Source organism: Oceanobacillus jordanicus, from assembly GCF_022095695.1.
Classification (GTDB): Bacteria; Bacillota; Bacilli; order Bacillales; family Amphibacillaceae; genus Oceanobacillus_B; species Oceanobacillus_B jordanicus.
Window position 1 is genome coordinate 98,914 of the sequence record NZ_JAIFZM010000001.1, and the last position, 14,982, is coordinate 113,895.

At 40.3% G+C, this 14,982-nt stretch carries 16 protein-coding genes and 1 pseudogene; 13 read left to right on the top strand and 4 right to left on the bottom strand.

The window, feature by feature from the left end; all coding sequences use genetic code 11:
- Window positions 1–34: 34 nt before the first annotated feature.
- From K3T81_RS00485 to K3T81_RS00525, 9 genes and pseudogenes are all read left to right on the top strand, one after another.
- Window positions 35–1,429 (top strand): DUF1565 domain-containing protein, encoded by a 1,395-nt coding sequence (locus K3T81_RS00485; protein ID WP_238017419.1) that lies wholly within the window; start codon window positions 35–37, stop codon window positions 1,427–1,429.
- A gap of 263 nt (window positions 1,430–1,692) precedes the next feature.
- Entirely contained in the window at window positions 1,693–2,475 is a 783-nt protein-coding gene (locus K3T81_RS00490; protein WP_161464165.1) for an ABC transporter ATP-binding protein, read from the top strand.
- Window positions 2,476–2,478: 3 nt separating this feature from the next.
- On the top strand, window positions 2,479–3,486 hold the full coding sequence (locus tag K3T81_RS00495) for an NAD(P)/FAD-dependent oxidoreductase (RefSeq protein WP_238017421.1): 1,008 nt from the start codon (window positions 2,479–2,481) through the stop codon (window positions 3,484–3,486).
- Window positions 3,487–3,489: 3 nt separating this feature from the next.
- The gene (locus tag K3T81_RS00500; RefSeq protein ID WP_161464163.1) at window positions 3,490–4,467 is read left to right on the top strand and encodes an ABC transporter substrate-binding protein; all 978 of its coding nucleotides are present in this window, start codon (window positions 3,490–3,492) and stop codon (window positions 4,465–4,467) included.
- Between the two features lie 4 nt (window positions 4,468–4,471).
- Window positions 4,472–6,457, top strand: coding sequence for an iron ABC transporter permease (locus K3T81_RS00505; RefSeq protein WP_238017424.1), 1,986 nt, complete (start codon window positions 4,472–4,474; stop codon window positions 6,455–6,457).
- A gap of 82 nt (window positions 6,458–6,539) precedes the next feature.
- Window positions 6,540–7,103 (top strand): helix-turn-helix domain-containing protein, encoded by a 564-nt coding sequence (locus tag K3T81_RS00510; protein WP_238017427.1) that lies wholly within the window; start codon window positions 6,540–6,542, stop codon window positions 7,101–7,103.
- Window positions 7,046–7,930 (top strand): annotated as a pseudogene (locus tag K3T81_RS00515) (IS3 family transposase); the annotation flags it as partial. The gene K3T81_RS00510 and the pseudogene K3T81_RS00515, both read left to right, overlap by 58 nt.
- A 269-nt stretch (window positions 7,931–8,199) precedes the next feature.
- The gene (locus K3T81_RS00520; protein ID WP_106898306.1) at window positions 8,200–8,409 is read left to right on the top strand and encodes a helix-turn-helix transcriptional regulator; all 210 of its coding nucleotides are present in this window, start codon (window positions 8,200–8,202) and stop codon (window positions 8,407–8,409) included.
- A complete protein-coding gene (locus tag K3T81_RS00525; protein WP_238017429.1) occupies window positions 8,406–8,828 on the top strand; it encodes a hypothetical protein in 423 nt (140 codons plus the stop codon). Before K3T81_RS00520 ends, K3T81_RS00525 begins: the two co-directional genes overlap by 4 nt.
- 298 nt (window positions 8,829–9,126) lie before the next feature.
- Here K3T81_RS00525 and K3T81_RS00530 read toward each other — a convergent pair whose 3' ends face one another.
- Entirely contained in the window at window positions 9,127–9,447 is a 321-nt protein-coding gene (locus K3T81_RS00530; RefSeq protein ID WP_238017432.1) for a hypothetical protein, read from the bottom strand.
- A 112-nt stretch (window positions 9,448–9,559) separates the two neighbouring features.
- Here K3T81_RS00530 and K3T81_RS00535 point away from each other — a divergent pair, with 112 nt between their 5' ends.
- The gene (locus K3T81_RS00535; RefSeq protein WP_238017435.1) at window positions 9,560–9,862 is read left to right on the top strand and encodes a YfzA family protein; all 303 of its coding nucleotides are present in this window, start codon (window positions 9,560–9,562) and stop codon (window positions 9,860–9,862) included.
- A gap of 10 nt (window positions 9,863–9,872) precedes the next feature.
- Window positions 9,873–9,998, top strand: coding sequence for a hypothetical protein (locus K3T81_RS19435; RefSeq protein ID WP_275949809.1), 126 nt, complete (start codon window positions 9,873–9,875; stop codon window positions 9,996–9,998).
- 36 nt (window positions 9,999–10,034) lie between these two features.
- On the opposite strand, the gene K3T81_RS00540 is transcribed toward K3T81_RS19435, so the two are convergent.
- Window positions 10,035–10,706, bottom strand: coding sequence for an SIMPL domain-containing protein (locus K3T81_RS00540; protein ID WP_238017438.1), 672 nt, complete (start codon window positions 10,704–10,706; stop codon window positions 10,035–10,037).
- 173 nt (window positions 10,707–10,879) lie between these two features.
- A complete protein-coding gene (locus K3T81_RS00545; protein WP_238017441.1) occupies window positions 10,880–11,944 on the bottom strand; it encodes an aldo/keto reductase in 1,065 nt (354 codons plus the stop codon).
- A 525-nt stretch (window positions 11,945–12,469) separates the two neighbouring features.
- Between K3T81_RS00545 and K3T81_RS00550 the strand changes: the two genes are divergently transcribed.
- The gene (locus tag K3T81_RS00550; RefSeq protein ID WP_106898299.1) at window positions 12,470–12,754 is read left to right on the top strand and encodes a CD3324 family protein; all 285 of its coding nucleotides are present in this window, start codon (window positions 12,470–12,472) and stop codon (window positions 12,752–12,754) included.
- 319 nt (window positions 12,755–13,073) lie between these two features.
- Window positions 13,074–13,370, top strand: a complete 297-nt coding sequence (locus K3T81_RS00555; RefSeq protein ID WP_238017444.1) for a hypothetical protein — start codon at window positions 13,074–13,076, stop codon at window positions 13,368–13,370.
- Between the two features lie 208 nt (window positions 13,371–13,578).
- Here K3T81_RS00555 and gnd read toward each other — a convergent pair whose 3' ends face one another.
- On the bottom strand, window positions 13,579–14,979 hold the full coding sequence (gnd, locus tag K3T81_RS00560; protein WP_420830763.1) for a decarboxylating NADP(+)-dependent phosphogluconate dehydrogenase: 1,401 nt from the start codon (window positions 14,977–14,979) through the stop codon (window positions 13,579–13,581).
- Window positions 14,980–14,982 lie beyond the last annotated feature (3 nt).

A 14,982-nucleotide genomic window follows, 5' to 3' on the forward strand; every position in this document is an offset into this window, starting at 1 on the left:
TAAATAGATGAAGTATTCGTTAAGGAGCGACCTCATGAAAAAGATCATAATTATTCTAGTTCTTACAGCAGTAATTATTATTGGAATAGGTATAACAATTAGTGTGACTACAGAGAAAGATAGCGCTATCTACGTAGCAACTAATGGAAATGACGAGCAGAATGGCACCAAATCACAGCCATATCGTACATTAAACAAAGCTGCATCAGAGGCGAAAGCAGGAACAATCGTTTATCTACGAGAAGGGACGTACAAGGAAAAGCTTATCGTGCAGCACAGTGGTACAAAATCAAGACCTGTTGTTTTTCAGCCATATAAGCAAGAAAAAGTGGTGCTCAGCGGTGAGAAGCTACTAAACGAAGAGGGGGATACTGCCCTTGTCACAATAGAAAATCAAGATCATGTGACCATACGTGGCTTAACCCTTGAAGGTTTGACAACAAACTTAGCTGACGAAACAGTAATGGGAATGTATGTCACAGGAACTAGCAGTCATATTACATTGGAAGATAACCATGTACGCTCTGTGGAGACCCATTCAGATGATGGAAATGCCCACGGTATTGCAGTTTATGGCACAGGCCCCATGAGCGACATCAATATTTTGCATAATACGGTAGAAGATTCAAAGCTTGGTGCAAGTGAAGCCCTCGTCTTAAATGGGAATATTGATGGTTTCAAGGTTGAGGACAATCTCGTTCAGCGAAATGACAATATTGGAATTGATTTAATTGGTTATGAAGGTATTTCTCCTGATGATGATTATGTAAGAAACGGAATCGTTAAAAACAATGAAATAAACGACATCTCCTCATATGGCAATCCAGCTTATGGTGAAGATTATAGTGCCGGTGGCATTTATGTGGATGGTGGAAAAGATATAATCATCGAAGAGAATACCATTTATAAGAGTGATATTGGAATAGAAGTAACCTCGGAACATGCTGGGAAGTATGCCGAGAACATTGAAGTGCTGAACAACACAGTGTATGAGAACTTCTATACCGGCATTTCAATAGGAGGATATGACGAGGAACGTGGGGGAACGATCCATTCTACCATCTCACAAAATACAATGTATCTTAATGACACGGTGGGACTAGATGGTGGGCAACTTTTAATTCAGCATGACACGAGAAATAACGTCATTGAAAAAAACATTCTCACTGCAGGATCTTCCCGTCTGTTTATCGCCAACTATTTTACAACAAACCAAAACAATACGTTATCCCGGAACGTCTTTCATAAGGAAGAAGGCAAAGGAGCTATATGGGTGTGGAAAGATGAAGAATATACTTCGTTCCCATCGTTCAAAGCAGCATCTGAAAGTGATGAGGAGTCAGACTATCTGGAAGTGAATTATATTAATACTGAAGAAGGAGACCTTCAATTGGAAGAGAATTCTCCTGCGGCAGAGATTATAGAATGAAAATCTAGCAGCTTGCTAGATTTTTTTATGTTTCCATTTGCTCCGTGGCCTGTGGAGTGGGTGTATCGCCCGAGAACGAGGAAACATCAGCCGAGAAAACTGCGCCCGCCTGCAATAAGCTCCCCAGTTAAATAAGGGAACTTTTTCGGACTTGTGAGAAAACTCCTACAAAACAGTGAAAACTTTGCGAATTCAATTGACAAATTAAACATATACCTATAGTATCAGTAGTAATGATAATCATTATCAATTGAGGTGAACACATGATACAGGTAGAAGATGTGCAAGTCGGATACGGTGATGCACTTATTATAGATTCTTTAAACCTTACCATTCCAAAAGGAAAAATCACGACAGTAATTGGCCCGAATGGATGTGGGAAATCTACATTAATCAAGACAATTGCCCGAATATTAAAAGCGAATAGTGGTGCGATTTACTTAGATGGAAAAGCTATTAGTCGAACCTCTACAAAAGATATAGCTCGTAAAATGGCTATTTTGCCACAATCAGCGGAAGCACCTGCTGGTTTAACGGTGAGAGAACTGATTACATACGGTCGTTTTCCTCATCAGTCAAAGTTTGGGAAACAAAAGCAGGAAGACTTGGATGCGATCGACTGGGCTCTTGAAGCAACCGGGTTAACGGACTTAGAAGCCCGTCCAGTTGAAGCGTTATCTGGCGGCCAACGCCAACGTGTCTGGATTGCGATGGCACTTGCTCAGGATACCGAAGTCGTCATTCTGGATGAACCGACAACATACTTAGATATGGCCCATCAGCTTGATATTTTACAGCTGCTGGATAAGCTTAATAAAGAACAGAACAAAACCATTGTGATGGTATTACATGACTTGAACCATGCTTCAAGATTTTCACATAACCTTATTGCAATGCGAGACGGAAAAGTCTTACAACAAGGTGCACCACATGAAGTGATGACAGCACCGAATCTGCAGGATGTGTTCCAAATTCAGGCGATGCTGACAGTCTGTCCATTTAGCCAAAATCCAATATGTCTTTCGTACGGCATGAAGGAGGCATAGTCCATGTATGATGTAACCATAATAGGGACTGGTCCAGCAGGTTTATACGCATCTTTTTATAGCGGGTTGCGTGGCATGAAGACGAAACTCATTGACAGCCAGGCTGTGCTAGGTGGAAAAATACATGCGTACCCAGAAAAAATGATTTGGGACGTCGGAGGAATGCCACCACTTTTAGGTGAGCAACTTATTACGCGACTTTCTGAACAGGCTATTCTTTTCGATCCAACTGTTGTGCTCAATTCAAAAGTGGAAGGGATTTCACAACAAGGTGGAGGGTTCCTTTTATCTACTGAAACAGGAGAGACTCATACCAGTAAAACGGTTATTCTCGCAACAGGTAGTGGAATTTTAACACCGAAAAAAATTGGCCTGGCAGGTGAAGAGAAATTCATTCAAACAAATTTACATTATACGGTGAAATCTTTAGCCCGTTTTAAAGATAAAGTAGTGTTGATTTCTGGTGGCGGAAATTCTGCCGTTGACTGGGCAAATACTTTAGAGCCAATTGCGAAAAAGGTGTATGTCACATACCGTAAGGATCACCTATCAGGCCACGAAGCAGAAATTGAAAGACTCTTGAACAGTTCCGTAGATGTAATCTATCAATCTGTTATTACAGGGTTGAATGGTACTGATTATATTGAAAGTGTAACCTTGGATGGGTCAGAACAGCTTCCAGTTGAGGAAGTGATTATTAATCACGGTTATGATAGTCAAAACGATTTACAGCAGCAAAGTGAAGTGGATATTAAAATGCATCCTGAATTCGGAATTCAAGGAACCAGCATGGCAGAGACTTCAGTTCCGGGAATTTTTGCAGCAGGAGATGCGGTTAATTATGATGGAAAAGTTCATTTAATTGCCGGTGCGTTTCATGATGCAGCGAATGCTGTAAACCGTGCAAAGCAATTTATTGAGCCAACTGCTGTTAAAACAGCGATGGTTTCTTCCCATCATGAGTCATTTAAAACGAAAAACAAAAAAATATACGCAGAATTGGAGTTATAAGAAATGAAAAAGATCTTATTTATGTTATTAGTAGGGGTTCTTGTTTTAGCAGGATGTATGCAAAAAGATGAAGAGGATACTAGCTCATCCGAGTCAGAAGATACAGCAAGTGAAAAGATTGTAATTGAAGATGGTTTTGGTGAACAGGAGTTTGATGAGGCACCACAAAAAGTTGTTGCAATCGAGTGGAGTATTGTTGAGGAATTACTAGCTGTTGGTGTACAACCAGTTGGGGTTACGGATATTGAAGGATTTAATAAATGGGTAACCATTGATGAGGAGTTAGATGATAGTGTAACAGAGGTCGGACTGAGAACAGAGCCGAATATTGAAGAAATTGCGAAGCTTGAGCCAGATGTCATTATCGGCATGAAGGGGTATCAAGGCGAACTAAAAGAAGAGTTAGAGAAAATTGCTCCGGTCGTTATGTATGAAAACACCACCGATGAGGCAATTGGGGATTTATATGCAGACATGTTAAAAACATTTAAGCAAACTGCTAAGTTAGTTGGAAAAGAGCAAGAAGCAGAAGAACATATTACGAATCTAGAAGAAAAAATGTCTGCAGCAGCCGAGAATATTGAAGCGGCGGATTTACCAACGAAGGATTTTGTCTTTACACAAGCATATACGGTAAATGAAGCACCTACCTTCCGCTTGTTTACTGAAAACTCTACTGTGAGCCATGTATTGGAAGGTCTAGGACTAACCAATAAAATCCAGGATCAGGAACCACAATCTAGTGGGTTTATTGAAGCGAATGTAGAAGGTGTATCTAACTATGATGAGGCGCTCTTTATCCATACGGTGCAAGAGGATGATCCGTTGTTTGACAACTTGTCAGGAAACAGTGCATGGAACGGCTTAAACTTTGTAGAAGAAGATGCAATGTATGATGTAGGAGCAGGAGTGTGGACATTTGGTAGTGTTTTATCAATGGAGACGTTGATTGAGCATGTAGAAGAAGCACTCGTGAAATAAGGCTATGAATGTAAAAGCTACGCTATATTCTATTGGAAGTATCCTATTGTTTCTTGTCCTTGGGCTCATTCACGTGAGCCAGGGACAAGCTTCAGGTGGATTTTTTGCATTTTGGACAGAGGTTTGGCACGATGATCAACAAATGAATTTCTTATTACATAGTCGTATGCCCCGTTTTGTGATTGGTTGTTTGGCGGGTGCTGCATTAGCGGTAGCTGGAATGCTATTGCAAACGATGACGAAAAACCCACTTGCCAGTGCAAGTACGCTAGGTATCCATGCAGGTGCCTACTTTTTCGTCGTTTTTTTCACGATTTTCTTTCCAGGCATTAGCGGGGCTTCCCCAATTGCAGTTACCATGGCAGGTGGTATATTAGCGGCTCTCTGTGTAACGTTCCTTGTCGGAAAGTCGCTAGACCCTGTGCGTATTGCATTAACTGGAATGATTGTCACGATGTTGTTTTCCTCGTTTACAAGTGCATTGCAGCTATTGTTTCAAAATGAAGTTTCAGGGCTTTTCCTTTGGGGGGCAGGTACCCTCTTACAACTAGACTGGGGTGGGGTGCAATTTGCTGCACCATGGATCCTGATTACCCTTGTCGTAGCACTTATTGTAAGTCGAAGATTTGATATTTTACTATTAGGTGATGAAACAGCGATTGGGCTGGGACAAAATATTACATTAAGCAAGCTTCTAGGCTGGGCAATTGCTATTTTGCTAGCGGCGGTTACGGTAACTGTTGTAGGGCCAATTGGGTTTGTTGGTATTATAGCGCCACATTTAGTCCGCTTAATGGGTTTCAGAATGCATCGCACCATGATCTTTGGCAACATTGTTGTGGGGGCCAGCTTGTTAATCGCGGCAGACATTTTAGTACGTATCATCTCGCAAACTTCTGAACTGCCTGTCGGCGCAATGACCGCAATTGTTGGAGCTCCATGGCTTGTTTACTTAGCATTGAAAATGAGTTCCCAGTCACGCGCGGCAGGGAACGCCTTAGAAGGCAAAATACGTATCACGCGCTACAAACTGTTTTATCCCATTCTTGCCGTTGTAACATTACTAATTGTGATGACGAGTCTATCCTTCGGTGGAACCAGTTTTACGAAGTTGCTAGAATTACCGCAGGAAATCATGTATAACACATTTGTTTGGGACATCCGTGTGCCGCGTGTATTTGTTAGCTTCGGTGTCGGCATGATGATGGCAATAAGTGGCCTTTTGATGCAAACGGTGTTGCGAAACCCGCTTGCGGACGCTTCTGTACTTGGAATAACGTCTGGAGCTAGTGTGTTTGCCATGTTGTTTATCATCGTTTTCCCACAAGCTCCTTTTATATTCGTTCCAATCGGTGCATTACTTGGTGCCCTTATTACCATGGGGATCGTACTCGCAATTAGTGCACGTAGTGGGTTCCAACCTATGATTCTCCTTTTAATGGGGATCGCGATTTCTGCTGTTGGTGCTGCCATCATTCAGATTTTGCTGGTAAAGGCCAACGTGCATGCTACACAGGCCCTAACGTGGCTAGCTGGTAGCACTTATGGCGTGGGCTGGGGTCACTTTATCATCTTCATCATTGCGATGATTATTATTTTTCCAATTGTGGTTTCCTTGGCTACAACGTTTGAGATCATGTCCTTTGGGGATGCCGTTTCGATTGGTCTTGGGGTTAAAACAGATCGTATAAGATTATTAATGATTGTGCTAGGTGTGGTTTTATCGGCTATTTGTGTGTCAATTGTTGGTGCGATCAGCTTTGTTGGACTGTTATCTCCTCACATTGCAAGGCAGCTTGTCGGCCCTAAATTGCTACGATTATTGCCGTTAACCTTAGCGGTCGGTGGGATACTCCTGTTATCTGCTGATTTTCTTGGTCGCTTTGTCCTTGCACCTAAAGAAATACCAGCTGGGATCATTGTTTCCTTAATCGGCGCACCATATCTTCTATATTTATTGAAGAAAACCAATACGGTGAAGAGTAAATAGAAAAAAGCATCCTCCCCTTTATTATTGAGGTGTACTGCACCCCAAAAGTTAGAGTAAAATCTGACTTTTGGGGTGTTTATTTATGGCTAAATATAGTGAGAAGTTTAAACTAATGATAGTGAGAGAATATCAAGAAGGGAAATTAGGATATAAGCTTTTGGCTAAGAAATATAATATGAAAGATAGTACCCCAATTAAGAGATGGGTAAAAGTATATGAGAAATTCGGAGCGAAAGGATTAACGAGGAAAAATCATAAGGAAACTTATCCTGTTCAATTCAAGTTGGATGTATTAAGATTTATGGAGAGAACAGGTGCTTCAGAAACAGAAACTGCCCTTCAATTCGGGCTAACAAACCCTCCTATACTAGCTTCATGGAAGAAAGCTTTTCTAGTGGGTGGTGCTGAAGCCTTGGATAGACCGAAAGGACGGCCACCCATGTCTGATAAAGCTAAGGATAGTAGTGCCAAACACATAAAAGAAAGTGAAATGACGTATGAACAAAAATTGGAAAGAGAAAACGAACTTCTACGCTTAGAGGTAGAGTACTTAAAAAAGTTGCAAGCTTTTCAGATAGATCCGGAAAGTTATCTCGAAAAGCACAAGCAGCGTTATCATTCGAACTCAAAGAAAAATTCCGATTAAAAGATGTTCTGCAGATCGTTAGTATTCCTGAATCATCGTACCACTATTATATAAAGCAAATGAAAAAGAAGAATCCAGATCAGGAACTTGAAAGTTGTATTCAAACAATTTTCGTAGAAAATCATGGCAATTATGGTTATCGTCGTATCCACCTTGAGCTGAGAAACCGTGGGTTTAAAGTGAATCATAAGAAGGTTCAAGGTATCATGAATAAACTCAAACTTAAAGGAGATAAGTTTAGAAGAAAATCACGCAAGTACAGCTCTTACAAAGGGACTGTTGGCACTGTTGCGAAAAACCGCATTCATCGTCGTTTTTATACAAATGTATGTCATCAAAAGTTAACAACAGATATTACAGAATTTAAGTGTTTAGGCGGCTTGAAACTGTATCTAAACCCCATTATGGATATGTTTAACAGTGAAATTATTTCATATGAGGTAAGTAGGCGCCCAACCTTAGAACTTGTGCTTAAACCTCTAGAGGAAGCCCTAGAAATCGTAAAAGACGCAAGGTATAGAACGACTCTTCATTCTGATCAAGGCTGGCATTATCAACATAAAAAATGGGTAAAAACACTTAAGGAAAACAAAGTGTTCCAGAGTATGTCGCGAAAAGGAAACTGTATAGATAATTCACCCATGGAGAACTTTTTTGGTTTATTGAAACAGGAGATGTATCATGGAGAGGAACTGTGCTCGTTTGAAGAATTAAATAAGAAAATTGAAGACTATATCAATTATTATAATACGAAACGTATTAAGCAAAAATTGGCAGGCATGAGTCCGGTTCAATACCGTATTCACACCAGCCAATCAGCTGCTTAATATAAAACTCTAACTTTTGGGGGTCACATCAAGGGGATGGATGCTTTTTTTACTAGGAGAAGGATACCTCCCGCGCTTCGTCATTAAAGTGTTTCCTATTAACTAGTTTGCTGTCCACCCTCAACACGATATTCTGAACCGGTGATAAACTTACTTTCATCGGAAGCGAGGAAGAGACCAAAAGATGTGTAAAGATATCTTTACGTATCAGGATAACTTTGCTATGCTACGTGTAAAGATATCTTTACCATGACATGGAGGTCGAACATATGGGAGTGATCAATCACATTAAAAAGATCCGGATTGAAAAAGGGATCACGCAAATTCGAATGGCAGAGGATCTTCAAGTTACACGCCAAACAATTAATGCCATTGAAAAAAATAAATATAATCCGAGCCTAGAATTAGCTTTAAAGCTAGTAGATTATTTTGATGTTCCTATAGAAGAAATCTTTATCTTAGAGGAGGATGAAACGTGAAAACAAATGAAAGGAAAAAGTGGGTAGCGTTTTTCGAGAAATGGAGAGGGATTTTTATTATTGTATGTACTGCAATTGGGGCTAGTTTGGGAGCATCTCTCGTTTATCTTTTTAATGGAGAATTCCCTTATGAGGTTGTAGTTGGTAGTTTAGTTGCGGCAGTCATTCTAGCAGTGATAGAAGTGATCAAGAAAAAACGCAAAAAGGACAATGTACCGGAAGCCGATGAACGAGTAGCGCGCAATGTATTTCGCTTTTTTGCATTCACCTCGCATATCTTCCTAGCAGTTTTATTCATTGGGATGACGATCTTTACGCTTTTAGGGAATGAAGAAGTCCCACTGCTTTACTTATGGATCTTTTTCTTTTTGTTCATATGGATATCCGGGATAGGGGCATTCATTGCTAAAAGGAGATGATGCATTTAATGGTGTAGCAGAAGTTTTGTGTGCGAGGTTGTACTAGATCAAATTAGGGACTTAATTTTATCAGAAGCCTTCAAAGTATCCACCTTTCCTAATTAATGTGCTACATTAATGGAAAGTAACTATAAAAAAGAAGTCGTCTACTAGATATGCTCGGTCGCTAACACCCCGATTCGTTCAGCTAACAATCAGTGGGGAAAAAACGAAAACCTCCACTGATTGTAGTTTCACTTTATGAAGATTTAAGTAGAAAGACAGTGGAGTGACCATGCCTCTCTTTAGATAGAGGTACTTACGCTTTTAAAAGCGCCATATCTTGCTTAGATAGTGCTTGATCCATAATTTTAATCTGCTTCGTAAGGTTTACCTTATCTCCATGGATGGCAGCTTCAGGTAACACACAGGGGATGGCCTGCTGAATGGGTTTCCCTTCAAGGTCATAAAACACATAACCTTCCTTTTCATCTAGAAAAAAGGAGTTAATTTTCATATTTGGTGTGATCAGCAAGGTAATCTTCTCTTGATCATTCCACATTACTTTTAGAATCGTTTTCTTGCTTGTTTTCTTTTCAACGTATGCTTTTAGTTCTCTTAATGAAACGGTCTCTTCCATGGGTCAGCCTCCAAGTATTGCTGGTTGTTATTCGTTACTATTAACTTTAGCATAGAATTATATGAGTGATAAGCATCATCTGATTTTTAACCAAGTAGAGAGGAGTGCGCATATGGGGAAAAAGAAAGAGAAAGGATCAAAGAATCTTATCCGAAAATGGGTCATTACAATAGGTGGCTTTGTTGTGATGCAAATTGTATTCATTCTGACAGATGGAACGTTCCTTGAGGCAAACAGCAAAAAGCTGGGTGATGTGGCATATAATATAGTAGATTCGAAGTTCTTTTATGATTGGTTGATATTGTATGTAAGCCCGTTTTTCAATATTATTACATTGCTCGCTGTACTGCATATTATTTTTCATGGAACGAAAGATTTGGCCCGAATTAGCATTCCGAGAAGGTCATCTAATTAGGGGGGAGACCATGTTTGAAACGACTATTGAAAAGTTCATTTTATTTTCTGTAACAAGTATTGGTGTCATTTTCTTTCTTCTGTATGTAAAAATGCAGAAGCTGTATCAGCAAGAAAGGGAAAAGAATGACTTGTGATAACAGCTTCTCACCTCCCGATAGTAGCTAAGAAAATTAATAGCGAAACTTTACTTCCAATGTAGCACGAATGACAATCTGTCCTGGCTCTATAGGTGTTGCTCCAGCTTCTGCGGACAAGGCTAGTTTAGAAAAAGGGACTGGCATCGTATCTGTTCTTTCTTCGATTCTGAAAGGGATGGGGTTCAAGTTTACTTTCATAGATGTAGCAATCGCGTTTGCTTTATCATAGGCGTTGGCTAATGCCTCCTGGAGTGCCTGTTGTTCGTATGTGTCGCTATTTTGGACGGTGAATTGAATAGAGTTGACTTGGTTTGCTCCACTCTCTACAGCTGCATCCAATATATTCCCAATTTGATCGATTGCTGTTATCTCCACTGTAATCATGTTTGTTACCTGGTACCCTCTAAGAATTTGTTCCCCCTCAATGAAGTCATAACGTGGGTTCACTGTATAACTAGTGGTTTGTATGTTTTCCCGGGGCACCCCGAATCGTAACAGTGCTTCGATAACCTGGTTCATGGCAGTGGCGTTTGCTTGTTGAGCTTCTAGGAGGGAGACGTTTTCTGTCATGACTCCCAGTTCTACATTCGCAACGTCAGGCTGCACGGAAACGGATCCATTTCCTATTACCGTCATAACCTGGTTTGATCCGTTATGCTCGTTGGGCGTGTTTTGCCTATAAGCATTTACATATGGATAATACATACTTATTTCCCCTCTCCGGTCTTTTTTAAATACTATGCTGATTCAGGAGAAATGATTAGAATAGTTTATTTGAAAAAAGAGGAGTTAGGTATTCATATCAATTCACTTCGTAATAAACATGAGTAATGAAGGATACACAAAAGGCATTGGGTCGATACCCAATGCCTTTTCTTTTAAATACCTAATGTTTTTTTATATTCTTCTAAATATGGCATTTCAGAAGGCGATCCTTGTTCCATGGCAGCCATTACACGGTGCCATAGAGGATAGATTGGTGCCGGACGTGCGACAGATTCAATCTTGTCATGCTCTTCCTTTGTTAACTTTATTTTATAGGAGTCAATATTTTCCCGTAATTGTTCTTCGTTTCGGGCTGCGATGACCATAGGCCCAATATTAGGTCGATCTTTTACCCAAGAAAGTGCGATTTGCGGAACGCTCGCTCCGCGTTTTTCAGCTACTTCTTTTAAGGCGTCTATGACGTTGTATAATCTTTCATCATCCATTACCCAAGGCTCTGGCCATCCCTCGCCCTGTCTTGTGTTTTTCGGCGCACCGTTATTGCGATCAATTTTGCCTGTAAGCAGGCCTTCACCAAGCGGGCTCCAAATCATGGAGCCAATGCCCATTTCACTCGCTGCTGGTAGTAGCTCATATTCCGCTTCACGTGCTTCTGGTGTATAGTAAATTTGCTGACAAACCGGCGCAATATAGCCAGGTTTTTCGGCGATCGATAGCGTTCTAGCTAACGCCCAACCACTATAGTTGGATACACCCCAGTAGCGAATTTTTCCGGATTTTACGAGTTCTGTCATGGTTTCAACCGTTTCTTCAATCGGTGTACGTCCATCCCATAAGTGAACAAAATAAAGATCAATATAGTCTGTACCAAGACGCTCTAATGATGCATCAATGGAGTTTTTTAGATTGATTCGGGAAGCACCACGAGCGTTCGGATCATCGCTGAGAGGGAAGCCTGTTTTTGAGGTTAATATCACTTCATCTCGGCGCCCTTTGATTGCTGTACCTAATACCCGTTCAGCATCACCGCGAGAATAAAGGTTTGCTGTATCAAACATATTGATGCCAGCGTCCAATGCAATATCTACCATCTTGTGGGCCTCTTCTTCTTTTACATCTCCAGCAGGTTCAAAACCGTTTGTACCACTAAATGGAATCGTTCCAAGTATATACTTCGGTACACGAAGACCGGAGTTTCCTAAATTAATATATTCCATTATATCCCTCCATGTATTTTATAACGCTTTGTTATAGAAGTACCCTAATTGGAAGGGAGGGTAAACGTTAGGGTTCAGTAAACATAAGGAAATGGAAAGATGGTAAAATGACCAAACAAGGTTTGACAAAAACATCTCGGATTTCTATTTTACGCCATGGGTATTGATGGCAAAAAACAATTATAATCATTCTTTCCCTTGTGCTTACTGCCTGTCCTATGAGTTAATAAGGGTGTCGGACCGACAGACTCTTGTGAAAGGAGGCTGATTATGAATTACGCAGAATTTGAGGTGATTTCCGCATAGCGGGAATCTCAACGTTTGGGGTCGCATTAAGCGACCCCATTTATTATCTCGTTATTATTCGGAAAATTAGCATCTTTCCGTAACTGAAAAAGTCGATTATACTTAAAGACAAAGAAGTAGAAATAAAAAAACTGGAAGAAAGGAGATGAAGTTTGATGATTAATTGGAATCTGTTTGAACACCGTAGCAATGGAGACCTTTTGAAGGAGGACGTAAACCGTGCAATACAAAAATGGAAAAGAGGTTCTTCCCCCTAACCTTTTGAAAGAAATGCAGAAATATATTCAGGGAGAACTGATTTACATTCCCAAGAAAAAAAGTCAACGGGCGGGATGGGGAGAAGTAAACGGTTCACGGGAGATTATTGCCCAGAGAAATGAAGAGATTTTTAAGATGTCTAGAGAGGGAACCTCCCTTGAAGAGCTAGAGCAGATGTACAATTTGTCTATAGACAGCATTCGAAAGATCATATATAAAACGCGTAATATTTGCGATGAAACGTAAAAACGTTCATAGGAAAAGCCGAGTTGAATTAAGGAAAGCGTGGTGAAAAAGTGGCATCTTTTCATCACGCTTTTTCATGTTGCTTATAGTAACCCCATATTTTTTCTAAAGGATAGAGGGTGTAAAGAATGGTTATAACCATTCTTTCCCTTGTTTGGTAAGGTTGTTTCGTGAGTTAATGAATATGAAGCGATAGCTAATGGTGAAAGGAGGCTGCATTATGATGAATGCGTTAAATAAGGTGATTTTAGTATAGGTTGTTCAAAAAGTCCGGTAAAATTTTTTTGAACACACACCCTATAAACAGAAGTTGAAATAATTGGTATTACCACCTGAAAGTATGCTTGCTTTTATAAGTGAGTGGATTTCGGGGATATGTCTGTCACCATGCCGACCTGAAGCCTTCCCAGTTGTTGAGAAACAGGTAAAACAACGTAAGGGGGGAATCACCGTGTGTTATCATTTAGATATTTATAGAAGTATCACAAACGACCGTATAGAAAATCTAAGAAAAGAAGCTAATGGAAATAGAAGAATGAATGACAATGAGGTTATCGATTGGTGGATAAGTACAAACATGCTTTTCATATTGTTTTTTCGATCGGGGAAAGGCTAATTGAGCAAAAGGCAAGAGGTGGATATTACACTCTCGGAGACGAGTATGGTTTAACCTATATATTAATAAAATTTCAGTTTACTACTAAAATCATGGAAATGATAATTACAAAAAAGCCAAGAGCTAGTTTTTTTATAGACTCTTGGCTTTTTATATTACTCTTTACATTCTTAGCGGTTACTAGCAATCAGGTATAGTTTTTAATCACCTAATACCATTCCGTATGGAAAATTCCATCTTTGTCTTTCCGTTCGTACGTATGGGCACCAAAATAATCACGCTGTGCCTGAATCATATTGGCTCCACTTTGAGAAGCACGATAGCCATCATAGTATGTTAATGAGGCACTAAAACAAGGTAAGGACATGCCATTTTCCATGCCCTTCATCGTAACCTGACGAAGTGACGCTTGGTATTTACCTGCTTTTTCCTTGAAGTAAGGGGAAAGCAATAGGTTTGGTAAGTTAGGATCTGCCTTAAAGGCTTCACTAATCGGATTAAGGATATCAGCTCGGATAATACAGCCGCCTCTGAAAATCAACGCGATCTCATCGAGTTTCAATTCCCATCCATAGTGGTCAGATGCTTGTTTGTATTGATGGAAGCCTTGCGCGTATGCCGCAATTTTTCCCATGAAAAGTGCTTCCTTAACTAAGTTGAGCCATGTATCTTTGTCGATTTCCTCATCTATAATAGATGGACCCGTTAATTCAGATTCCGCTAAAACGCGTTCTTCTTTTAGTCCGGAAAGATATCTAGCAAATACGGACTCTGTGATGATGGAGAGTGGTACACCAACATCTAAAGCATTTTGACTTGTCCATTTACCAGTACCTTTTGAGCCGGATTTATCAAGAATGACATCAATCATTGGCTGCTTCGTCTCCTCATCCACATGGGTGAGGATTTCGCTTGTAATCTCGATCAGATAGCTTTCCAGCTCTGATTCATTCCATGATTTAAACACATCTGCAATTTCGTTTACATTAAGTCCCAGCTTTTCTCGTAAGAATTGGTAAGCCTCCGTGATTAATTGCATGTCCGCATATTCAATTCCGTTATGGACCATTTTTACGTAGTGCCCTGATCCTTCATTCCCTAAATAGGTGCAGCACGGCTTTCCATCAACCTGTGCAGCAATTCCCTCCAAGATTGGAGCAACCTGTTTGTATGCTGCCAGGTCGCCACTTGGCATGAGAGCTGGTCCGTTAAGTGCCCCTTCTTCGCCACCAGAAACACCCACGCTTAAAAAGTGAAGTCCTGCACGTTTAAGTTCATGGTATCTTCTGTTGGAATCTTGAAAATTGGAATTACCACCATCCATGATGATATCCCCTTTTTCGAGTAGAGGGATCATTGATTTAATAACAGAGTCTACAACAGGGCCTGCTGTCACCATCATGAAAATCTTTCTTGGCTTCTCTAAAGAAGCGATAAAGCTTTCAAGCTCGTAATGTGCCTCCGCATTTTCATTTGGAAATTCGGCAATGAAATTTTCTGTTAGATCCGGCGTGTAATTATAAACAGCAACCTTCTCTTGGTGGTTCACCATATTTTTTGCAAGGTTTGCTCCCATTACACCGAGACCAAATACACCTATTGAATTCAATTT